Genomic DNA, 22,373 nt, shown 5'->3' with positions numbered 1-22,373 from the left:
CCGGTGAAGAAGCTATTCAAACTGTTTTATACCGACCTTTTTATAACCAGCAGGCTGTTTGCCCTGCTGGGCAGCAGCGTAGTGCTTTTTTTGCTATGGTTCTTTTTCCCATGGTTGGGCGTGGTGCCTATACTCTTCTTTTGGGGCATAATGGCCATGGTGTTTACAGACCTGCTGTTGCTTTACCGCATATCTAATGCCATATTTGCCAAAAGGCATGCGCCCGAAAGGCTAAGCAACAGCGACGATAACGAGCTGGGTATCTATATCGAAAACCGTTATTCGTTTACCGTGCAGGCCGGGATAATAGACGAGATACCTGTACAGTTCCAACGGCGCGATGTTTTGTTTAAAACCACCCTAAAAGCCGGCGAACATAAGCTCATCACCTACGCGCTACGGCCGCTAAAACGCGGCGAATATGCCTTTGGCAGTATCAGGGTGTTCGCGCGCTCGCCGCTGGGGCTCATCAACCGCAGGCATAATTTCGACCAGGCCGAAACGCTGCCCGTTTACCCCTCTTTTTTGCAGATGCGCAAATACGAGTTATTGGCGATATCTAACCGGTTGAACGAACTGGGCATTAAAAAAATACGCCGCCTTGGCCAAAGCCTGGAGTTTGAACAGATTAAAAACTATGTCCCCGGCGACGATTATCGCAACATCAACTGGAAAGCCTCGGCACGGCAGGGCAACCTGATGACCAACTCTTACACCGACGAAAAATCGCAGCAGGTGTATTGCGTGATAGATAAGTCGCGCGCCATGAAGATGCCTTTCGAGGGCCTCAGCCTGCTGGATTATGCCATCAACGCCAGCCTGGTGCTAAGCAACGTAGCTCTTTTAAAGGAAGATAAGGCCGGGCTGATTACCGTTGCCCAAAAAATTGGTTCAGTATTGCCCGCCGAAAAAAAGCCGACGCAAATAAATAAGATACTGGAGATTTTGTACAAAGAGAAAACCCGCTACCTGGAAACCAATATGGAGGCGCTTTACAGCACCATACGCAACGTATTGAAGCAGCGCAGCCTGGTGGTATTCTTCACCAATTACGAGAGCCTCCCATCTTTGCAAAGGCAATTGCCGTTCCTGAAACGGATAGCGCGTCACCATTTGCTACTGGTGGTGTTTTTTGAGAATACCGAACTGAAACGGGTGAGCGAGCAACCCGCACGCGATGTAGAAGGCATCTATGTCAAAACCATTGCCGAGAAATTCGCCTACGAAAAGAAACTGATCATGAAAGAACTGTCGGCCCATGGCATACAATCTATCCTCAGCACACCTCAAAACCTAACCATCAATACTATCAACAGATATTTGGAGCTGAAGGCAAGGCAGAAGATATAGCGGCAGAATGCTATTCCTAAAATATCGCTTCTGCAATCCTTTTTGTCGGTCCAGGGTTACCCATTGTATAGAAGTGCAGCACCGGTGCGCCGAATTTCACCAACTCTTTGCACTGGTTTATCATCCATTCAATACCGATGTCTTTCACGTCCTTTTCTGCTTTAGCTCCCTGGATGGCATCGCTCAAATCTTCGGGGATATCGATATGGAAGGTTTTGGAAAGATTCACCAATTGCTTTGATGTGGTGATGGGTTTTAAGCCCGGTATAATGGGTACATTAATGCCGTTTACGCGGCAGTTGTTCACAAAATCAAAATACTTTTGGTTGTCAAAAAACATTTGGGTTACAATGAAGCCCGCACCCATGTCTACCTTTTGCTTCAGGTATTTAAAGTCGGTTTTCAGGTTTGGTGCCTCAAAATGTTTTTCGGGATAACCAGCTACGCCAATGCAGAAATCCGTTTTCAGGATGCCTTCGTGGTTCTCGTGCAGGTAAATGCCTTTGTTCATGTTCACTACTTGTTGCAGCAAATCGGTAGCGTAGCAATGGCCGTTGGGTGTTGGCACAAAAGAGGCATCGCCACGGCGCGCATCGCCGCGAAGTACCAATACGTTCTCTATGCCGAGGAATTGCAGGTCGATAAGGCCATTCTCTGTCTCGTCCTTAGTAAACCCACCACAAAGCAAATGCGGAACGGTATCTACCTTGTATTTATTCATGATAGCCGCGCAGATGGCGATTGTGCCCGGGCGTTTGCGGTAGGCAAGCTTCTCCAGCAAGCCGGTTTCGTGCTGCTTGTAGATATAATCCTCGCGCAGCGAGGTAACATCAATAAACGGCGGCTTAAACTCCATCAGCGGGTCGATAGCGTTATAAATACCCTGGATGCTTTCCCCCTTTAAAGGCGGGATCAGCTCAAAAGAGAATAGTGTTTTGCCTGCAGCGTTTGCGATGTGTTCGGTTATCTTCATTTTAGTATTGTCTCTCTACTACGTCATTGCGAGGAACGAAGCAATCTCCAGGCTTTGCATGCCGCTTAGCATGTGTAGAGATTGCTTCGTGCCTCGCAATGACGCTTGATTATTAGCGTCGTATTAATAATTTATATTCGGCCCCAACCATCTTTCCACATCTTCCAGTGGCATGTTCTTCCTTACCGCGTAATCCTCTACCTGGTCTTTACTGATTTTACCAAGCCCAAAATACCTCGCCTGCGGATGCGCGAAGTAGAACCCGCTTACCGATGCGGCCGGCGTCATGGCCAGGCTTTCGGTGAGGTGCATTTGGGCATTGTCCTCGGCTTTCAGTATCTCAAACAAAGTGGTTTTCTCGGTATGGTCCGGGCAGGCGGGATATCCCGGTGCCGGGCGTATGCCCTGGTATTCTTCTTTGATCAGTTCGTCGGTATCCAGTTGCTCGCCTTTGCTGTAGCCCCAGTACTCTTTACGCACCAGTTCGTGCATTTTCTCGGCGAAGGCTTCTGCAAGGCGGTCGGCGAGGGCCTTGGCCATAATGCTGTTGTAATCGTCGTGGTCGGCCTCAAACTCGGCAACCAGTTCGTCGCAGCCTATGCCGGTGGTTACGGCAAAGCCTCCCCAGTAATCGGGCACACCACTTTCTTTTGGTGCAATAAAATCCGACAGCGCATAATAGGGCTCATTCTTCGCTTTCTCTGCTTGTTGGCGCAGCGTATGGATGCGGGTTAGCAGCGTAGTGCGGGTATCGTCAGTATAAATTTCGATATCATCACCCACACTGTTTGCGGGCCAAAAGCCGATAACGCCGTTGGCATGCAGCAGTTTGTTATCAACAATGCGCTTCAACAGCACCTGTGCATCGTCGAATAATTTTTTCGCTTCAGTCCCTACGTACTTGTCGTTGAATATTTTCGGGTAGCTGCCGCGCAGTTCCCAGGTGTGGAAGAATGGGGTCCAGTCGATATACGGCACCAATTCCTCCAGCGGATAATCCTCAAAAACCTTAGTGCCTGTGATGGCTGGTTTTGGCGCTACATCGCCATCCAGGCTTATCTGGAATTTACCGGCACGTGCATCTTCTATGCTGATAAAGCGTTTGTCGTTCTTTTTGTTGGCATGCGCTTCGCGGGCCTTTTCGTATTCGTCTTTGATGCCCTGGATATAGGCATCGCGGTTATCCCGGTTCATCAGGCTGCTGCACACAGTAACGCTACGCGATGCATCCAAAACGTGAATAGCCGGACCTGAATAGTTTGGCGCAACCTTAACCGCCGCATGTATACGCGAGGTTGTTGCACCGCCGATAATGAGCGGGATAGTAAAGCCCTGGCGTTCCATTTCTTTGGCAAAATGCACCATCTCATCTAAAGAGGGTGTGATCAAACCACTCAGCCCAATAATATCTACATCCTGCTTTTTTGCTTCCTCAATAATGCGCTGGGCAGGCACCATCACCCCAAGGTCTATCACCTCGAAGTTATTACAAGCCAATACCACACCTACGATGTTCTTGCCGATATCGTGCACATCGCCTTTTACGGTGGCCATCAATATTTTGCCGGCATTTGCGCGACTGCCGCTGCTATCTTCGCCTGCATCTATCACGCGCTGTTTTTCCAGTTCGATAAAAGGCAGCAGGTAAGCAACGGCCTTCTTCATCACACGGGCCGATTTTACCACCTGTGGAAGGAACATCTTACCCGCACCGAACAGGTCGCCCACTACGTTCATGCCATCCATCAGGGGGCCTTCTATCACCTCCAACGGCTTGGCAAATTTCTGTCGGGCTTCTTCCACATCTTCATCCAGATATTCGATGATACCTTTTACAAGGGCATGCGATAAGCGCGCTTCTACAGGTTCTTTACGCCATTCCTCATCGCGGACGATCTCTTTGCCTTTACTTTTGATGGTATCGGCAAATTCCACCAAACGTTCGGTAGCATCATCGCGGCGGTTCAATAATACATCCTCTACCAGTTCCAGCAGATTTTTTGGTATCTGCTCGTAAACTTCCAACATGCCTGCGTTTACAATACCCATATCCAAACCCGCCTTAATGGCGTGGTATAGGAATGCCGAGTGCATAGCCTCGCGCACGGTGTTATTCCCCCTAAAGGAGAAGGAAATATTACTCACCCCGCCGCTTACTTTGGCGTAAGGCAGGTTTTGTTTTATCCAGCGGGTAGCTTCAATAAAGTCTACTGCGTAATTGTTGTGTTCTTCCAGACCTGTTGCCACGGTCAGGATGTTCGGGTCGAAAATGATATCCTGCGGCGGGAAGCCAACCTCCTCTACCAATATCCGGTAGCTGCGTCCGCAAATCTCTTTACGGCGTTCCAGCGAATCAGCCTGGCCGGTTTCGTCGAAGGCCATTACTACGGTTGCAGCACCATAGCTTAATATCTTGCGGGCGTATTCCTTAAATTTCTCTTCGCCTTCTTTCAGCGAGATGGAATTTACGATGCCTTTCCCCTGTAAACATTTCAAGCCGGCCTCTATCACAGTCCATTTAGACGAATCTATCATGATTGGCAGTTTGGCGATATCCGGTTCAGACGCCACGAGATTCAGGAATTTCACCATCACCGCTTCCGAATCTATCATCCCCTCATCCATGTTGATGTCGATTACCTGCGCGCCGCCTTCTACCTGCTGCAGGGCAACAGTTAGGGCAGCCTCGTAATCTTCGGCAAGGATGAGTTTAGAGAATTTTGGCGACCCAGTGATATTGGTACGCTCGCCGATGTTTACGAAGTTGGTTTCGGGTGTAAGGGTAACGGATTCTAAACCGCTCAAACGCAGGAATGGCGCAATCTCCGGCTTCTTTCGTGGCTGATGCCTGGCAGCTTTTTCGGCGATGCATTGAATATGATCTGGTGTGGTGCCGCAACAACCACCAACGATATTAACCAGCCCAGCCTTGATGAAATCATCAACCTGGTGGGCAGTTTCGTGCGGGGTTTCGTCGTAAGCGCCAAATTCGTTTGGCAAACCTGCGTTAGGGTAAGCAGAAATATACACACCTGCCTTTTCGGATAGTTCCTCCAAATGCGGCCTCATTTCGCGGGCACCTAAAGCGCAGTTCAGTCCAACAGAAAGCAAATTTGCATGACTGATTGAATTCCAGAAAGCCTCCACCGTTTGGCCCGAGAGCGTACGGCCGGATGCATCGGTAATGGTACCGGAAATCATCACACCGCCGGTATCCCTAAATGCCGGGTAATCTTTACCGGCTTCCTTGCATTCTTTTTTATAACGGTCGATGGCAAACAAGGCAGCCTTAGCGTTTAGGGTATCGAAAATGGTTTCGACTAACAGCACATCAGAGCCACCATCTACCAAGCCGCGTACCTGCTCGTAATAAGCTTCGGCCAAATCATCGAAGGTAACAGCGCGGTATCCCGGGTCGTTTACATCAGGCGACAGCGATGCTGTACGGTTTGTGGGACCAACGGCACCGGCCACAAAGCGCGGCTTTGCCGGGTTTTTGGCGGTGTATTCGTCCGCTACTTCGCGGGCTATGCGAGCGCCTTCGTAGCTAAGTTCGTAATCGAGTTCTTCGAGGTGATAATCTGCCAGCGATATTTTTTGTGTGCTGAAGGTATTGGTTTCGATGATATCCGCGCCGGCATCTAAATATTCGGCATGGATAGCCTTGATCACATCCGGGCGGGTGATATTCAGCAAGTCGTTATTGCCTTTCAGGTCGGATGCATGATCGCGGAAACGCTCGCCGCGGAAATCCTCCTCGGTGAGTTCGTACCGCTGTATCATGGTGCCCATTGCCCCGTCGATAACCAGGATGCGTTTTTCTAGTTCTTTTCTAATGTCCATTGTAAACAGTTGGCAGTTGCCGGTTAGCAGTAGGCAGCTAGAAAATTTACCGTATAGCAAACTGCCAACTGTAAACTGATTACTGCAAACTGGTATATAGCTTATCTCGAAAAGTCAGGGTATAAAAAATGACTTTCGCTTATCTTTCCTAACCGATTTTCTCCCGGCTAAGTAGAATGTAGCACCTTGTAAGCACAGGTTGCCAAGACATCGCAGGGTCTAATCCCTCCGCCTTTCTCCATAAGCATTACAAATATGAATATTAATGTTGTAATGTGCAAGGCTGCGCAAGTATGGGGAGATAAAGTTGCCGTAGGGCAACTTTATCTCCCCGGAAGGCCGATGAAATGGCCGTTTTGGGGTTAATACAGCAAATGATCGTAGGGGTATCGTTCCGTATGCATCGTTTTTACGGCATCGTAAAGCATGGTGCGGAACTCTTCCAGGTTTTCTTTTTGGGTGGCCGAAATGAATATCGCAGGCGCATTGTTCTTGGCCATCCAACTGTGGTTGAAATCGTCCATCGTAAGTGGGGTGTCCTTGATGTCGATATTATGGTCGGCAGGGTTAAAGGCATCGATCTTATTGAACACCGTGATAGTTTTTTTATCCAGCACCTTCAAATCCTTCAGCGTTTCGTTTACGGTACGTATCTGGTCCTCAAACGTCGGGTGCGAAATATCTACCACGTGTATCAATATATCCGCTTCGCGCACTTCATCCAGGGTAGATTTAAAGCACTCTACCAAATGGTGCGGCAGCTTACGGATGAATCCTACGGTATCTGATAGTAAAAACGGCACATTCTCTATCACCACTTTGCGCACGGTAGTATCCAGCGTGGCAAACAGCTTGTTTTCGGCAAAAACTTCAGATTTTGCCAGCATGTTCATGATGGTCGACTTACCTACGTTGGTATAACCTACCAAAGCCACGCGTATTAAAGCCTGGCGGTTTTTGCGCTGGGTTTCGTTCTGTCGGTCGATAAGCTTCAGGCGCTCTTTCAGCAACGAGATCTTGTTCAGGATTAAACGCCTGTCGGTCTCAATCTGGCTTTCACCCGGGCCGCGCATACCAATACCGCCTTTTTGGCGCTCTAAGTGCGTCCATAAACGGGTTAAGCGTGGCAGTAAATATTGCAGCTGAGCAAGCTCCACCTGGGTTTTGGCTTGCGCCGTTTGTGCGCGACTTGCAAAAATATCCAGGATAAGGTTGCTACGGTCGAGTATTTTCACCTGCAGTTCGCGCTCAATGTTGCGCATTTGCGATGGCGTAAGCTCATCATCAAAAACCACGATGTCTATTTCTTCGGCAACAACATATTCTTTTATTTCGTCCAGCTTACCGGTACCCACGAAGGTGGAACGTTCCGGCCGCTGTAATTTTTGGGTAAAGGTTTTCACGGTGAGGCCGCCGGCGGTGGCAACCAAAAACTCTAATTCTTCTAAGTATTCTTTTTCGCGTGCTTCCGTTTCGTTGGGGGTAATCACCCCAACCAGCACTACTTTCTCCTGCTTCACAGCAGTATCATAAAATTTCTGTTTCATAAATAAAAATAAAGATACGCGGATTTACGCAGTAATGCGCGCGGCGTATTCGATAAAACAATAGTAGGCCAGCTTATTTTTGCCAGCAATCAGATTCATCGATTAAACGATGAATGGCGTGGAGTGTTTGAGGATTACATTTTTTAGCAGTAGTGGCACAAAGATAATGTTTTTGCCGGGAAGATAAAACCAGATTGAATTCTGTAGCGGTACCTTTCCCTACACCACCCACCAGTGTTTTACTAAGTGCAATTCCTTTCGGGCACGGGTAACAGCCGTGTACCACCATTTGCAAAGGCTGGCAGGAGGCATCCTAAACATGGTATTATTTTCATTATCCAGGAAAAGATAGACGTTATTCCATTCACCGCCTTGTGCTTTATGACAGGTTACTGCATAGCCATAAGTAGCTTTTAAGCAGTTATAATAATCATCTCCCAACATCGCTTCCCGGTATTCTTCACTTTTAGAGGATATCCCTTTTTCGCGCATGCGGCTATGGAAATCAACCATCAGTTCCTTTGTTTGCTCTTTAGTCAGGCTACCGTTTATGCTTTTGAGCGCATTAACCGAGAGCTGCATTTTAAACTCCGTATCAGACAGGAAGGTGCGCACTGTAACTTTCTGAAATTTGAGCCCGCCCCGCCAGGTAACCTCGCCCAAGGCGGTTACGGTTACAAAATCACCGTTTGTTAACGGCACCTTATGGTTGTTTTGAGTTACCAATAATACTTCGCCCGTTTGCAAGTCTAAGTTTGCATCGCCAAGCAGCTTATTCCGCATAAAACGATTGATTTCATACACTCTTAGATTAGTCCGCGCTATAGCAAGCGTTTCGATCGGACCTGTTTCGGCGTATTTCTCAAAATACCTGTCCAGTTGTTTGTCATCGGTAGGGTGCAACTTTACGTTGTTAAGATTAGACGCCGGTAATTTTGGATACAATTCAAAAACGCCGCTATCATGCATATCGCGGATGTCGCCGGCGAGTTTTAATATGTCGTTACCGCTGTCGGTCCGCTCAATTTTCGATAACGTGACGGATACAGCTACCTTATTTTGGCTGTTTAACCAATTTTTATCAAGTGCCGGGCTAAAGGGCTGGCCTATAGGCGGCAACTGGCAGGGATCGCCGACAAAAATAATCTTGTTGTTGCCCGCCACCTCAAACAGGTCGTCTAAAAGCACACCCGAGCCAAATGTGGCGGGCATGGATTCACTTTCCTGAAATTCGCCCGAAAGCATTGACGACTCATCGACAATATAAAGCCGTTTTTTATTGTCGGCTATACGGGTATTAAACTGCATAGAAAGCTGGGCGGAATTGCTTGCCGTTGCCCCAGATGGATTATCGTCAAGCCCGTTTACACCAATAAAGTTATAAAGTTCGCTATGTACGGTGCGTGCCGTAAAACCGGTTTTTCCTTTGAGCACCGTGGCGGCACGGCCGGTAGAAGCTAACAGGCAAAACTCTTCCTTATCTTCCTTCAGCTTTTTAGCGAGGGCCTGCATCAGGTACGTTTTGCCTGTTCCTGCATACCCCTTCAATATAAAGACATTTATAGATGGGTGCGCCAGGAACTTTTTTATTGCCGTAAAGGCAGCCTTTTGGTCGGCATTAAAGTTTAGGTTATCGGCCATACTATCACTAAATTATAGAATTAATCAACAATTAAATAGTGGCAGCATATTTTGTTGATCACAACCCATTCACAAATTCCTGCATCGCCTTACCCGGGTCTGCCTGTTTCATAAAGTTTTCGCCGATAAGGAACCCCTGAAAACCAACTTTTTTCAAATCTTTGATGGTCTGCGTATCGCTGATGGCACTCTCCGAAATCTTTAAAAACTCATTGGGAATATGCTCCACCAGGTCGTATGAGTTTTGTACCGATACGGTAAAATCGGCCAGGTTACGGTTGTTTACGCCAATGGCATCAAGGTTGGCATCTATGCTGCGTTCCAGTTCTTCCAAATTGTGCACCTCCAGCAGTACATTTAATTCCAGACTTTTGGCAAGAGCGGCTAATTTCTTTATCTCGGCAGGGGTGAGGATGGCTGCTATCAGCAAGATAATATCGGCACCTAAGGCTTTAGCTTCTACGATCTGATACTCATCAATCATGAAATCCTTACGCAACACCGGGATGGTATTGGCGCGGCGGGCACGTTTCAGGTCTAGTTTGCGGCCGCCAAAGAAGTTACGATCGGTAAGTACAGACAGCGCCGAAGCACCGGCATCGGCGTAATCTTTGGTTACTTCTTTTACCAGCGCTTCGCCATTGATGATGCCTTTTGATGGCGATTTGCGTTTGAATTCGGCAATGATACCCGTGCGCTCGGGCGCCAATAGAAAATCTTTAAAAGAATACGTTTCCCGGTGAAAATATTCAGATTCCTCCAGTTCAATGTAAGTGGTTTCGCGCTTGTCGCGGGCCACTTCCCTTTTTTTGTATGCGACTATTTTATCGAGTATGTTCATTTGTAACCTATTATTTAACCTAACGAGCTGCCAACCAATTCTCTAGAATAGCTAACTTGTCTTTTGAATATTTAAAGCCCCAATCATCACGGTTTTCATCCCGTTTAAGATGCTGAAGCGTTGGAAACACGTTTACCAATGCCTGTATAAATTTCAAAGGCGAATCTTTTACCGCGAGCAGTAAGCCTTTTGTTAAATCCGGACGGTCTTCGTCCATATTATACTTGTAAGACTCTTCATCAAAGTCTTTATCTATCAAATCCTGCAGCTCAGCGCCGATATCTTCCCATATCAACAAGATCATTTCACTTCCTTGCCACTTAAAAAGCCAGGTGATTTTGCTTGGTTCCAATTCATGCGTAGCGCAAAAATACATCGGGGGCGCATTTTTATAACTAACAAATAATACTGCTGCCGATAACAAATCGTTTAACGGATCTGTTAAATAGCTTGCGTTATAGCTTATACGGTTGCCGTCGTTGAGGACGTCAATATCCATCCAGCCTGCAAAAATCCTCGAAACGATTATCTCAAAGCTATCAAATTTGGTGAATGGTAAGCTTAACAGCAAATGCATACGATGTTATATTATCCTTTCAACCAGTTCGCCATCATCTCCTTGCCGTATTCAGTCAAAACTGATTCAGGGTGGAACTGTACGCCGCGAACGTCGTATTCTTTGTGCCTTAAAGCCATTACCGAATTATCTTCTTCATCAATAGCAGTAACGGTGAGTACCTCCGGCAAATCCTTTTCTACTACCCAACTGTGGTAGCGGCCAACCTTAAAACTTTCGGGCAGGCCTTTAAAAAGCTGCTCGGTTTCGTCGGTAACCTTAATGGGCGTTGCTATACCATGCATCGGCTGGGGCAAATTGTATAATTTGCCACCGAAAACTTCTGCAATGGCTTGCTGACCAAGGCACACGCCAAAAATGCTTTTGGTAGGCGCATACTTTTCTATCACCTGCAGCAGCAACCCTGCTTCAGACGGTATGCCCGGCCCCGGCGACAGGATGATATGGCTGTAAGCATCTACATCTGCTATATCAAACTGGTCGTTCCGCCAAACATCGCATTCCAGGCCAATCTCATTAACCAAATGCACCAGGTTATAGGTGAACGAATCGTAATTGTCTATTATTAATATATTGCTCATTGTCTGAACCTTGATTTATCTAATCTTTGTTTTCCTGCCTCTAATCTCTAAATAGACTCCGCCACCTCAATCGCTTTCCTTAGCGCGGCTATCTTATTATCTACTTCTTTCAGCTCGCTTTCTGCAACCGAGCCGGCTACTATTCCGGCGCCTGCCTGGTAGTGCAGCGTGTTGTTCTTGCTCAAAAACGAGCGTATCATGATGGCGTGGTTAAAATCGCCGTTAAAGCCGAAGAAACCGATGGCACCGCTGTAAAAGCTGCGTTTGGTTTTCTCGTTCTCGTCTATAATTTCCATGGCACGGTATTTTGGCGCACCGCTTAGTGTACCCGCCGGGAACGTATCGGCTACGATTTTAAAGGAGCTTACGCCCGGCTTCAGCTTGCCGCTCACATGCGATACCAGGTGGATGAGGTGCGAATAGTATTGTACTTCTTTAAAGGCCTTTACACTTACCTGCTCGCAATGGCGGCTCAGGTCGTTACGGGCTAAATCTACCAGCATTACGTGCTCTGCAGATTCTTTGGGGTCGGCTTCCAATTGGCGGGCTATTTCGGCATCTTTTACATCGTCGCCGCTGCGTTTGAATGTGCCGGCTATCGGGAAGATGCTGGCTACACGGTTCTTAACGGTAATCTGCGCCTCGGGCGATGACCCGAAGATCCTGAAATCGCCAAAATCGAAATAGAACAAATACGGCGACGGGTTGATCGAACGCAGCGCACGGTACACGTTGAATTCATCGCCCAAAAACCTGCGAGAGAACGCCCGAGAGGGCACTATCTGGAACACATCGCCACGATAGATATGCGTTTTCATCTTCTCTACGATGGCAATAAACTCCTCGTTGGTGAGGTTAGATTGCTCGGCTTCCTTGCTCTCGAAAGTGTACTCGGGGAAGTTTTTATTTTTGATAAGGTATTCCAGTTTCTCCAAACCGTTGGTCTCAGGCTGACCTTCTATCTGGTTATGGAAAATATATAGTTCGTTCTTAAAGTGGTCTACCGCTATGATGTAGCTGTAGATATGGTATTGCATCACCGGTATCTTGCGCGGATTGTCTGGCGTTACCTTTAGCTTAATGGTTTCGAAATGCTCTACCGCCTCATGCGTAAAGTAACCGAACAAACCATTAGAAAGGATCTTAGACGCGGACTTATCCGTCTCGAAACGGCTTAAGAAATTATTGATCTCGTCCGTCAGTTCGAATGTGCCTGGCGCGCTTACTTCGATGCCGCCATCCGGGAATTTCTTTTTCAGTTCGCCATCATCCAGCACAAAGCCGCTGATGGGCGCGCAGCAGATATAGCTCAGGCTGTTTTCGCGGCTGTGGTAATCGGAACTTTCCAGCAGCAGCGAGTTGGGGAATACGTCGCGCAGGCGGAGGTAAATGCTCACCGGCGTGGTGGTATCTGCGAGTAGCTTTTTATGTGTAGTATTTATTTTAAAAGTTGTCATTTTCAATAGCTTATTAAACAAAAAAACCCGACGAATTGGTGCTCGCCGGGTTTCAAAATAGGTTTATATTTGATTAGTAATGCATGTCAAAAACTATCCGGCTGCCAAAGTTTGTTTGGTGCCACCAATAGATATTGTTCAAAGTTTTTTTCATGATTGGGCAGCAAATTTATAAAGAAAATTGAAACTGCAAACTTTTTCTGTTCTTTTTTAATTACTCATGCCAAAAAAGGCGCGTTTGCTTTGCGCTATCGACACAACTACCACTATTATAGCCAATAAATAAAATATAGCGATGGTGCGGTGCTTGCTTACAGCGAGTATTTCTTTCTTGGATTTGGAGTGGCCGATGGTAATCAAAATGATGGCAAATATCATCATGCTGATGTGCTCAACCGTCCAGTAGCGGGCGGTGGCTTCGTGCATGGTTTCTTTAGCAAACTTTACAAAGGGGCTTTTGAAATACAGCACCAAACCAATTAAAAGCTGCGTATGGGCCGATATCAAAGCAAACAGGTTAAGCTTGCGGTTGCCTTCGGTGTATTCTTTTTGGCCAAACCAGCCGGCTAAGGATTGCACAATAGCAAGCAATATCAAAACCATTACGATGTACCGGAAGCCCGAGTGCAGCAGGAGAAGGAATTTGTATAAATCCATGGGGTTAAAATTTTGTCCGAATATAAGGATAAAAGTTTTTCGGTGGAATTGCAGTGGGTTTTATTTAACCGCAAAAACACCGGGGTTTTCCCGAGTTTTTTCGGTGTTTTTCTTTGCTTTTCTGTGCTTCGTTAATGGAATTACCTTTTTAACGTGAAACCAAATTCTCCCATTAAAATCATTGGGTTGATGCCTTCACCAGTCGACGCAAAGCGTTACATTTATCCTGCTAATTAATTTATGGATTGCATTTCTTTCGACGTATTTATTCCCGATCAGAAAAGGTTTAGGCTTTCTACTGATGGGATAGTTTTGGGATTGTTTGTTGCCGTAATTGCAACAAATTGGATAGCTGCAGATTTGGCGCCATTGGCTGCTTTCGGTGCTTTTGCTGCCTGCGTCTATTTTTTTATTGGAACTTTTTGGCGAAAGAAACCATTGGAAGGAACTATGGCCGGAACGATAGAATTCTGCAACAATAAAATAATGGTAAACGACGAAACCATTTCATTTGATGATATTGTGGAGATTGATTTTTTATTTTCAAACTATTATCGAAAACTTGAACCAAACGGACGAAGAAGTTTTAACCCAAGATTTTCGCAGGGTGTAGATAATTACGTTACCTATGTTGATAGGGCGGGCGACAAATACATTGTTAACTTCAGACTCAAAACCGAAGACGAACATTACGAATTAGTACCTTTTGTTAACCAGGCTGTCAAAGCCGACAAGATGCCTACCAGCAGAGCGATTGAACTATTTACTGATAAAGGAATTATTTTTTAGCGACGGGGTTGAAACCCATCGTTATGGCTAATTACATCGGAAAACAAAATTTCCCCATCAAAACCTTCGGGTTATTCCCTATCGCCATCGGCTCGCCGGAGAGGGCTTCATTCCCTAGCAGGGCAAATAATATCGCTTCCTTGGCATCCGGGTTAATGCCCAAATCGCTGGTATCGGCCAGGGAAATGCCGGGCAATGCTTGTTTGATATACTCCATTACAAATGGGTTCCTGGCACCGCCGCCGCTAACGAATATCTTCATGCGGGCGGTAGAAAAGTTAGAAGCTATGAACTGTACGATGCTTCGGCCGGTGAAAGCGCTGAGGGTGGCCACTAAATCGGCTTTCGCTAGGTTTAGGGTGCGGGTGGCTTGCTGCGCATCCGCTACAAAATTCAAATTGAAAAGCTCCGGTCCGGTAGTTTTTGGCAGGCTTTCGTTAAAGAATGGATGGTGCAGCAAGGCATCCAGCAATGGCTCATTAACCTCGCCCGAGTACGCTATCTCCGAATCCTCATCATAAGGCTTATCGAAATATGCACGACAGGCGGCATCTATCAGCGTATTGCCTGGGCCGATATCGCTGCACATTACTTTGGCGTAATCGGCGTCGGCGGGGAGGTAGGTAAGATTGGCAATGCCGCCGATATTGAGCAGTATCCGGTCCTCGCCGGGCTTGCTGCCTAAAAGCACATCGCCATATAAAGCCAACGGAGCGCCCTCGCCGCCGGCGGCAATATGTTTCTGCCTGAAATCGCTGATGGTTAAGATGCCTGTTTTAACCGCTATATGGTCGGCATCGCCAATCTGCAGGGTCGCGTTGTTGTATCCGGCTTGCCCGTGCAAACGCTTTGGCGCATGGTAAATGGTTTGGCCGTGGCTGGCGATGAAATCGACTTCAGCGGGGCTGATGTTCCAATCTGCCAACGCCTGCAATATCAATTCCGCATGGAAACTGCCGATATAGGCATTCAGCAAGGTCACCTTTTCCAGGCTCGTTTGCTTTTGGGCAAACACCTGTTGTACTTCCTTTTTGAAATCTTCTTCATAAGGAATAGTGACGAAATTGACGAGCTTAAACTGCGTTTGCAGTCCGCTGCCGCTAAAGCTGCACAGCGCAATATCCAGCCCATCCAGCGAGGTGCCCGACATCAGCCCGATACCCAGTCGCTCCTCTTTTTGGGCAATGGCGAATAGTTTTTGCAGGTTTTGGTTCAATGGCGGCATATGTAATTTTCCGGTGGATGGGTGTACGCACAAATGTAAATTAAAATGTCCTGTATATAAATAACGTATATATTTGTTTCAACCCATTGTACACCTATTACCAACCTGAACAATTTTTATGGCAAGATTAAATTTACTGGAAGAGACACGGTACGAGAAGCTGCCGGTTAGCGTTTATGCCGACCAGAAAGCAGCCTCGCTGGCGGTAGCAGCAAGGATAGCGGCGCTGATACGCGGCAAGCAGGCTTTGGGGCAACAAACCGTTTTGGGTTTGGCCACCGGCGTTACGCCTATCGGCGTTTATGCCGAGCTCATCCGCCTGCATAAGGAAGAAGGACTGTCCTTTAAGGATGTCATCACCTTCAACCTCGACGAGTACTACCCCATGAAGCCCGATGCCGCCCAGAGCTACGTCACTTTCATGAATGAGAACCTCTTCGACCATATCGATATCGACAAAAACCTGGTACACATCCCCGATGGCACATTGGCGCAGGAAGACGTAGCGGCTTTCTGTTTGGATTACGAAAGACAGCTATCGGAACTGGGCGGGTTGGATTTACAATTGCTGGGCATCGGCCGTACCGGCCACATCGGCTTCAACGAGCCGGGCTCCGCGCCGAACTCGGGCACGAGGCTGGTAACGCTTGACGATTTGACCCGTCGCGATGCTTCCCGCGATTTCGGGGGCAAGCAGAACGTGCCTACCAAAGCCATCACCATGGGCGTTGGCACCATATTCAAGGCCCGCGAGATCATCCTGATGGCCTGGAGCGCCAAAAAAGCTTCCATTATACGTAAGGCCGTGGAAGGGGAAATATCGGGTGATGTGCCTGCGACCTTCTTACAACTATCCGACCATGTGGAATTCGTTTTGGACGAAGGCGCAGCATCGGGTTTAACCCGCTTCGATACGCCATGGTTAGTAAAGGATTGTGTTTGGGTGAACGCTTTGATCAAAAAAGCGGTTATCTGGCTTTCGGGTACGGTTGGTAAACCGATACTGAAGCTGACCGAAGAAGATTACAACAACCATGGCATGGCGCAGCTCGCCGTAGAGCAGGGCCCTGTTTACGACATCAATATTGATATCTTCAACCAGATACAGCATACCATCACCGGCTGGCCGGGCGGCAAGCCGGGTGCAGATGACAGTCAAAGGCCGGAGCGCGCCGAACCGGCACGCAAACGCGCCATCGTGTTCTCTCCTCACCCTGATGATGATGTGATCTCTATGGGCGGCACTTTCATCCGTTTGGTGGACCAGGGGCATGATGTGCACGTGGCTTACCAGACATCCGGCAATACCGCCGTTTGGGATGATGATGTATTGCGCTACGTAGAGTTCGCTATCGATTTCAAGGAAAGCGTGGGCGAGGACGCATCAGAATTAAAGAAATTGTACGGCGAGATGCGCCATTTCATCGAGAACAAATTGCCTAACCAGATAGATACGCAAGAAATACGCAACGTAAAAGGCTTCATCCGAAAAACGGAAGCCATAGCAGGTGCGAGGTTCGCGGGCGTGCCGGATAGCAATATCCATTTCCAGGCTTTGCCTTTCTACGAAACGGGCAAGACGAAGAAGAACGCCGTGGGCGAAGAGGACGTATTATTGACCATGGAGCTGCTTCGCAAGGTAAAACCGCATCAGGTTTTCGCCGCCGGCGATTTCGCCGACCCGAACGGGACGCATATCGTATGCTTCAACATCATCCTGGCTGCTTTAACCCGCCTGAAAGAAACCGAGGACTGGGTAAAAGATTGCTGGATGTGGCTGTACCGCGGGGCCTGGCACGAGTTCGCTACCCACGAAATTGAGATGGCGGTGCCGCTTTCGCCTGCCGAAGTATTGCGCAAGCGCGACGCTATCTTCAAGCACCAGAGCCAAAAAGATCGCCCCGTGTTCCCGGGCGACGATGCCCGCGAGTTTTGGGTGCGTGCCGAAGACCGCAACCGCGAGACTGCCGTGAATTACGACAAGCTCGGCATGGCCGAATATGCCGCCATGGAGGCCTTTGTGAGGTATAAGTTTTAACATAACAACCGTAGAGACGCAATATTTTGCGTCTCTACATTAACCACCTATGACTAACCACCGTGTCATTGCGAGCGATAGCGCGGCAACCCCATAGGAAGTTCCGGCATGCAAAGTTTGCCACTTGTCCTATGAGGTTGCTTCGTGCCTCGCAATGACAAAGTTTATTAGATAGTTATAACATATCCATGACCACAGCCCTTACCAAATCCCCCCGTTTGCTCTCGCTGGATGTATTCCGCGGCATCACCATAGCAACCATGATTTTGGTTAATGACCCCGGCGATTGGGGCCATATCTACGCGCCACTGGAGCATTCCGTTTGGAACGGCTGCACGCCTACCGACCTGGTGTTCCCCTTCTTCCTCTTTATGGTGGGCGTATCCGTCGTTTACGCCATGGAAAGCCGGAAAGCCTCGGGCGAGAACCAGTCGAAAATGATACTTACTGCCTTGCGCCGCATGGTGGTATTAATGCTCATCACCTGGTGTACCCAGGTAATCCTCCGCTGGAATTTCGACCTGAGCAAACTGCGCCTGCCGGGCGTCCTACCGCGCATCGCTTTGGTTTATTTCATTTGCACCGTGCTCTACCTCAAAACCTCGCAGAAAACCCGCGATTGGGTTTTTGTTGCCGCCTTAGTGGGCTATTATTTATTGATGACATTCGTGCCCGTGCCCGGTGTTGGCTACGCCAACCTCGAACCTGAAACCAACCTTGGTGCCTGGATTGACCGTACCCTGCTCACGCCCGACCACCTCTGGCGCTCCTCGCATACCTGGGACCCGGAAGGCTTGTTGGGCACCCTCCCTGCAATAGCTACAGGCCTCTTTGGCATACGTGTAGGCACCTGGCTAAAACGCAAAGACCGCGACGACAGCATAAAAGTGAGCTGGATGTTTGCCTATGGCGTTATCGCCGTATTGGCGGCGCTGGTTTGGGATCTGTTCTTCCCCATTAACAAAGCCTTGTGGACAAGCTCCTTCGTGCTGTACACCGGCGGGTTGGCTACCATTGGCCTTGCCCTTTGTTTTTGGCTGATTGATGTGCAAGGCCACAAGCGATTTACTTATCCCTTCGTGGTATTTGGCACCAACGCTATAGCGGCTTACGTCCTGTCGGGTTTCATACCGCATTATTATAACCTGATCAAATGGGATGACAAAAGCATCTATCAGCATCTGTTCGTGCCGTATTTCTCGCCGGTAAATGCCTCGCTGCTGGGCGCAGTTTTAATTGTATTAATTCTTTGGCTGGTAATGTGGGTTTTTTATCTTCGGAAGATATTTATAAAAATCTAGTCATGAAATTCAAACTACTACTTGTGTTCGTTTTATTCTGCACCGCAGTTAAGGCACAAACTACCACTACTGTTACACCCGCGCAACTGAAAGCCGCCGAAGACGTATTACTGGCATCAAAGGCCGATTTACAATTCAACGCCGGCATCACTACCATGCTTAAACAAGCCAGTGGATCGCTACCCGAAGAAAAACGCGCCAAGTTTATCGAAGTGATGAACAGCTTCGTAGCCAAATACATCAGTTGGGATGTGCTGAAGGACCAATTAGCTGCGATGTATGCGCAGGAGTTTACCGAACAGGAACTGAAGAATCTGGCTGCGTTCTACCGCTCGCCCCTGGGCATAAAACTGAGCGAAAAACAACCGGCCTTAATGCAAAAAGGCGCAGCTTTGGGTCAGCAAGCCGTGCAGGGCCACCAGGCCGAACTGCAGCAGATGATGCAGGAAGCCTTTAAGGAATAATTAAACAAAGCCATCGACAATGCGGAACACCGATGCAAACCTATGCCTTAAAACAATTTGTAACTATATTTTTCGTTTCGCATCTTAGTGCCCTCATTCTTAATTGATTTATGAACTTCAACAGAAAAGTTGCTATCGCCGTATTGGCGCTGTCTTTTGCTACAGGCAGTACCTTTGCTCAGGTTAAAAGAAAACCCGCAGCATCGCCCAAAAACAAACCGGTTGCTGCAGCACAGCAGCTAAGCCCGGCCTTATTGCCAACCGACCCCAACGTACTGATAGGCAAACTGCCCAACGGCCTCACCTATTACATACGCCATAACGAGCAGCCAAAAAATCGCGCCGAGCTTTACCTCATCGTAAAAACAGGCTCGATATTGGAAACCGATGCTCAGCAGGGCCTGGCCCACTTTACCGAGCATATGGCTTTTAACGGCACGCGCGATTACCCTAAGAACGATTTGGTGAACTACCTGCAAAAATCGGGCATACGGTTTGGAGCCGATTTAAATGCCTACACCAGCTTCGATGAAACGGTTTACCAACTGCCATTACCTACAGATAGCGCCGAGGTATTCAAAAACGGCTTCAATATTTTAGCCAACTGGGCAGGATACCTAAGCTTCGACCCCGCCGAAATAGATAAAGAGCGCGGCGTAGTGCTGGAAGAATTGCGCCTGCGTGGCAAAAATGCGCAGGAGCGTTTAAGCCAGCAAACCCTGCCGGCCATACTCAATAACTCGCGTTACGCTTCGCGCTTGCCCATCGGCCAGGAAAATATCCTCAAAACATTCGATGCCGCTACCATAAAAAACTTTTATCATGATTGGTATCGCCCCGATCTGCAAGCCATAATTGCCGTTGGCGATTTCGATGTGAAGGCCGTGGAAGAATTAATCAAGAGCAAATTTTCGTCGCTCACCAACCCCGCAGGCGAAAAGCCGCGTACGGTTTATACCGTGCCGCCAACGCCGGGTACCCTCGTAAAAATTGCTACCGATAAGGAGTTCCCTTACACGCTGGCGCAAATTGTGGTTAAGCGCCCGCAAACCGTAGTAAAAACTGCTGCTAATTACATGCAAAGCCTGCGTATCAGCTTATTCAACTACATGATGGGCGAAAGGCTTAACGAGCTGCTACAGAAACCCGATCCACCGTACCTGTACGCCCGGGCCAGTTTCTCCACTTTGATTGCCAAACAAGATGCATTTTCATCGTTAGTAATAGCCAAACCCGGCGACCTGCAGAACGCCGTAAAAGTAATGGTGGCCGAGGTTGAGCGCGCCCGCAGGTTCGGCTTTACCCTTACCGAGCTGGAACGTGCAAAACAAGCCATCCTTGTACAAATACAAAACGCTTACGCCGAACGTGACAAAACTAACTCGGCAAACTTCGTGCGCGATTACAGCAAGCATTTCCTTACCGGTGAGGCTATCCCCGGCATCGAATTCGAGTACAATTATATCGCAAGTAACATCAACAAAATTGGCACTGCCGATATGAACGCGCTGGCGGGACAGTTCATCAGCGACCAGAACCGCGTAATCATCATTGAAGGGCCGGATAAGGACAAAGACAAACTGCCCGACGAAAAAACCGTACTAAGCTGGATAAGTACCGCAGGCGTGGGCCTTACTGCTTATGTAGATAACGTAACCAGCAGGCCTTTGATGGATAAAACACCAGAGCCGGGCAAGGTTGTAACCGAAACAAAAGACGAGGCCATAGGCACCACAACCTACGTGCTGGCAAACGGCTTAACTGTAATACTAAAACCTACCCAGTTTAAAAACGACCAGGTGTTGATAAACGGTTACAGCATGGGCGGCACTTCACTGGCGAGCGATAAAGATTTCACCTCCGCGAATTTGGCCGCACCTATCATCAGCGGCAGCGGCATTGCCGATTTTAACCAGGGCCAATTGGATAAAATGCTTGCCGGAAAAAACGTGAGCGTGAGCCCCTACATCAGCGATGTTGCGCAGGGTATCAGCGCCAACGCGTCGCCGCGCGATTTTGAGACGGCCATGCAATTGATACACCTGTATTTTACCCAGCCGCGTAAGGACGAGGATATATGGAAAGGCAACATGAGCCAAACCCGCTCTATACTCACTAATCGCGGGCTTGATCCCGGCAGCGTGTACCAGGATACGGTATCGGCCGTGCTGAGCAATTACAATATGCGCTCTATGGTAACTACCATTGCCAATTTAGATGCCGCCAGCCTTGATAAAGCCTACAGCTTTTATAAAGACCGCTTTGCCGATGCCAGCGGCTTCACTTTTACCTTAGTGGGTAATTTCGACCCGGAAGTAATAAAGCCCTACTTAGAAGCCTACCTGGGCTCCTTGCCATCTACCCATAAAAAGGAAACCTTTAAAGATCTGGCCATCCACCCGCCTGCCGGGCAGGTTACCAAAACCGTTTATAAGGGCTTGGATGATAAAGCCACCGTGCAATTAGTATTCAGCGGCGCTTATGAGTACAAAGAAAGCAACAATATCCAGTTAGATGCACTGGAAGAGATTATGAACATTAAACTTACCGAACGCCTGCGCGAACAGGAAAGCGGTGTTTATGCCCCCGGCGTTCGTATCTCGTACTCAAAAATACCAACCGGCCGCTATACCGTCAGCATATACTTTACGTGTGGCAGCGCCAATGTAGATAAACTGATCGCTTCCACTATGGATGAGATAAGCAAGTTGAAACTGAACGGTGCCACCGCTACCGATATACAGAAATTCGTGGCAGAAGAGGCACGCTCTACCCAGGTGCAATTGAAAGATAATGTATTTTGGGCCGGATACTTAACAGGAGCCGCACAAAACAACGTGAATCCGGATGATATATTGAGCCACGTGAGCCACCTGGAAGATATCACCGTGCAAAGCACCAAGGATGCCGCTTCGAAATATTTAAACACCAGCAATCTGATCAAATTGATTTTGATGCCGGAGAAGAAGTAAGCAGTTTTCAGTTGGCAGTGACTTGTGTTGCGAACAAAAAAGAAGGCCTTTTCGAAATATTCGAAAAGGCCTTTTAATTTTTCACTGCAAACCGCCCAAGCAAACTGCCAACTAGCG

The 22,373-nt window shown here is 48.1% G+C and carries 16 protein-coding genes and 1 riboswitch; of the genes, 6 read left to right on the top strand and 10 right to left on the bottom strand.

Going from position 1 to position 22,373, the window contains the following annotated elements; genetic code table 11:
* The first annotated feature begins 3 nt into the window (after window positions 1–3).
* Window positions 4–1,350 carry a DUF58 domain-containing protein gene (locus tag AC1DXC_RS02005; RefSeq protein ID WP_477457452.1) on the top strand — a complete coding sequence of 449 codons (1,347 nt, stop codon included), beginning with the start codon at window positions 4–6 and terminating at the stop codon, window positions 1,348–1,350.
* A 16-nt stretch (window positions 1,351–1,366) separates the two neighbouring features.
* On the opposite strand, the gene metF is transcribed toward AC1DXC_RS02005, so the two are convergent.
* The 9 genes from metF to AC1DXC_RS01960 all read right to left on the bottom strand — a co-directional run bounded on the left by metF (window position 1,367) and on the right by AC1DXC_RS01960 (window position 13,467).
* Window positions 1,367–2,323, bottom strand: a complete 957-nt coding sequence (gene metF / locus AC1DXC_RS02000) for a methylenetetrahydrofolate reductase [NAD(P)H] (protein ID WP_477457451.1) — start codon at window positions 2,321–2,323, stop codon at window positions 1,367–1,369.
* Window positions 2,324–2,446: 123 nt separating this feature from the next.
* Complete coding sequence (gene metH / locus AC1DXC_RS01995; RefSeq protein ID WP_477457450.1) at window positions 2,447–6,166, bottom strand: methionine synthase; 3,720 nt, start codon at window positions 6,164–6,166, stop codon at window positions 2,447–2,449.
* A gap of 136 nt (window positions 6,167–6,302) precedes the next feature.
* A riboswitch (SAM riboswitch) is annotated at window positions 6,303–6,413 on the bottom strand.
* A 115-nt stretch (window positions 6,414–6,528) separates the two neighbouring features.
* On the bottom strand, window positions 6,529–7,713 hold the full coding sequence (gene hflX, locus AC1DXC_RS01990; RefSeq protein ID WP_477457449.1) for a GTPase HflX: 1,185 nt from the start codon (window positions 7,711–7,713) through the stop codon (window positions 6,529–6,531).
* Between the two features lie 219 nt (window positions 7,714–7,932).
* On the bottom strand, window positions 7,933–9,354 hold the full coding sequence (locus AC1DXC_RS01985) for an ATP-dependent DNA helicase (protein WP_477457448.1): 1,422 nt from the start codon (window positions 9,352–9,354) through the stop codon (window positions 7,933–7,935).
* Between the two features lie 58 nt (window positions 9,355–9,412).
* Window positions 9,413–10,195, bottom strand: coding sequence for an indole-3-glycerol phosphate synthase TrpC (gene trpC, locus AC1DXC_RS01980; RefSeq protein ID WP_477457447.1), 783 nt, complete (start codon window positions 10,193–10,195; stop codon window positions 9,413–9,415).
* A gap of 19 nt (window positions 10,196–10,214) precedes the next feature.
* Window positions 10,215–10,772: a hypothetical protein gene (locus AC1DXC_RS01975; RefSeq protein ID WP_477457446.1), complete on the bottom strand. Its 558-nt coding sequence runs from the start codon at window positions 10,770–10,772 to the stop codon at window positions 10,215–10,217.
* A gap of 11 nt (window positions 10,773–10,783) precedes the next feature.
* A complete protein-coding gene (locus tag AC1DXC_RS01970; protein WP_477457445.1) occupies window positions 10,784–11,353 on the bottom strand; it encodes an anthranilate synthase component II in 570 nt (189 codons plus the stop codon).
* Window positions 11,354–11,400: 47 nt separating this feature from the next.
* Window positions 11,401–12,810 (bottom strand): anthranilate synthase component I family protein, encoded by a 1,410-nt coding sequence (locus tag AC1DXC_RS01965; protein WP_477457444.1) that lies wholly within the window; start codon window positions 12,808–12,810, stop codon window positions 11,401–11,403.
* A 210-nt stretch (window positions 12,811–13,020) separates the two neighbouring features.
* Window positions 13,021–13,467 carry a cytochrome B gene (locus tag AC1DXC_RS01960; protein ID WP_477457443.1) on the bottom strand — a complete coding sequence of 149 codons (447 nt, stop codon included), beginning with the start codon at window positions 13,465–13,467 and terminating at the stop codon, window positions 13,021–13,023.
* A gap of 240 nt (window positions 13,468–13,707) precedes the next feature.
* Here AC1DXC_RS01960 and AC1DXC_RS01955 point away from each other — a divergent pair, with 240 nt between their 5' ends.
* Entirely contained in the window at window positions 13,708–14,256 is a 549-nt protein-coding gene (locus tag AC1DXC_RS01955) for a hypothetical protein (RefSeq protein WP_477457442.1), read from the top strand.
* Between the two features lie 31 nt (window positions 14,257–14,287).
* Here AC1DXC_RS01955 and AC1DXC_RS01950 read toward each other — a convergent pair whose 3' ends face one another.
* Window positions 14,288–15,481 carry an anhydro-N-acetylmuramic acid kinase gene (locus AC1DXC_RS01950; RefSeq protein WP_477457441.1) on the bottom strand — a complete coding sequence of 398 codons (1,194 nt, stop codon included), beginning with the start codon at window positions 15,479–15,481 and terminating at the stop codon, window positions 14,288–14,290.
* A 118-nt stretch (window positions 15,482–15,599) separates the two neighbouring features.
* Here AC1DXC_RS01950 and AC1DXC_RS01945 point away from each other — a divergent pair, with 118 nt between their 5' ends.
* The 4 genes from AC1DXC_RS01945 to AC1DXC_RS01930 all read left to right on the top strand — a co-directional run bounded on the left by AC1DXC_RS01945 (window position 15,600) and on the right by AC1DXC_RS01930 (window position 22,256).
* Window positions 15,600–17,519: a glucosamine-6-phosphate deaminase gene (locus AC1DXC_RS01945; RefSeq protein WP_477457440.1), complete on the top strand. Its 1,920-nt coding sequence runs from the start codon at window positions 15,600–15,602 to the stop codon at window positions 17,517–17,519.
* 188 nt (window positions 17,520–17,707) lie between these two features.
* Window positions 17,708–18,820, top strand: a complete 1,113-nt coding sequence (locus AC1DXC_RS01940; RefSeq protein WP_477457439.1) for an acyltransferase family protein — start codon at window positions 17,708–17,710, stop codon at window positions 18,818–18,820.
* A 2-nt stretch (window positions 18,821–18,822) separates the two neighbouring features.
* Window positions 18,823–19,284 (top strand): DUF2059 domain-containing protein, encoded by a 462-nt coding sequence (locus AC1DXC_RS01935; RefSeq protein WP_477457438.1) that lies wholly within the window; start codon window positions 18,823–18,825, stop codon window positions 19,282–19,284.
* Between the two features lie 110 nt (window positions 19,285–19,394).
* Window positions 19,395–22,256, top strand: coding sequence for a M16 family metallopeptidase (locus AC1DXC_RS01930; protein WP_477457437.1), 2,862 nt, complete (start codon window positions 19,395–19,397; stop codon window positions 22,254–22,256).
* Window positions 22,257–22,373: the final 117 nt, after the last annotated feature.

This window comes from Mucilaginibacter sp. P2_D11 (genome assembly GCF_056404435.1).
This window is presented reverse-complemented; position numbering and strand designations above follow the sequence as displayed.

What these genes read in the sequence shown, in the direction of transcription:
- metF (WP_477457451.1), bottom strand. Translation starts at nt 2,323, where the DNA reads ATGAAGATAACCGAACACATCGCAAACGCTGCAGGCAAAACACTATTC.
- metH (WP_477457450.1), bottom strand. Translation starts at nt 6,166, where the DNA reads ATGGACATTAGAAAAGAACTAGAAAAACGCATCCTGGTTATCGACGGG.
- hflX (WP_477457449.1), bottom strand. Translation starts at nt 7,713, where the DNA reads ATGAAACAGAAATTTTATGATACTGCTGTGAAGCAGGAGAAAGTAGTG.
- AC1DXC_RS01985 (WP_477457448.1), bottom strand. Translation starts at nt 9,354, where the DNA reads ATGGCCGATAACCTAAACTTTAATGCCGACCAAAAGGCTGCCTTTACG.
- trpC (WP_477457447.1), bottom strand. Translation starts at nt 10,195, where the DNA reads ATGAACATACTCGATAAAATAGTCGCATACAAAAAAAGGGAAGTGGCC.
- AC1DXC_RS01975 (WP_477457446.1), bottom strand. Translation starts at nt 10,772, where the DNA reads ATGCATTTGCTGTTAAGCTTACCATTCACCAAATTTGATAGCTTTGAG.
- AC1DXC_RS01970 (WP_477457445.1), bottom strand. Translation starts at nt 11,353, where the DNA reads ATGAGCAATATATTAATAATAGACAATTACGATTCGTTCACCTATAAC.
- AC1DXC_RS01965 (WP_477457444.1), bottom strand. Translation starts at nt 12,810, where the DNA reads ATGACAACTTTTAAAATAAATACTACACATAAAAAGCTACTCGCAGAT.
- AC1DXC_RS01960 (WP_477457443.1), bottom strand. Translation starts at nt 13,467, where the DNA reads ATGGATTTATACAAATTCCTTCTCCTGCTGCACTCGGGCTTCCGGTAC.
- AC1DXC_RS01955 (WP_477457442.1), top strand. Translation starts at nt 13,708, where the DNA reads ATGGATTGCATTTCTTTCGACGTATTTATTCCCGATCAGAAAAGGTTT.
- AC1DXC_RS01950 (WP_477457441.1), bottom strand. Translation starts at nt 15,481, where the DNA reads ATGCCGCCATTGAACCAAAACCTGCAAAAACTATTCGCCATTGCCCAA.
- AC1DXC_RS01945 (WP_477457440.1), top strand. Translation starts at nt 15,600, where the DNA reads ATGGCAAGATTAAATTTACTGGAAGAGACACGGTACGAGAAGCTGCCG.
- AC1DXC_RS01940 (WP_477457439.1), top strand. Translation starts at nt 17,708, where the DNA reads ATGACCACAGCCCTTACCAAATCCCCCCGTTTGCTCTCGCTGGATGTA.
- AC1DXC_RS01935 (WP_477457438.1), top strand. Translation starts at nt 18,823, where the DNA reads ATGAAATTCAAACTACTACTTGTGTTCGTTTTATTCTGCACCGCAGTT.
- AC1DXC_RS01930 (WP_477457437.1), top strand. Translation starts at nt 19,395, where the DNA reads ATGAACTTCAACAGAAAAGTTGCTATCGCCGTATTGGCGCTGTCTTTT.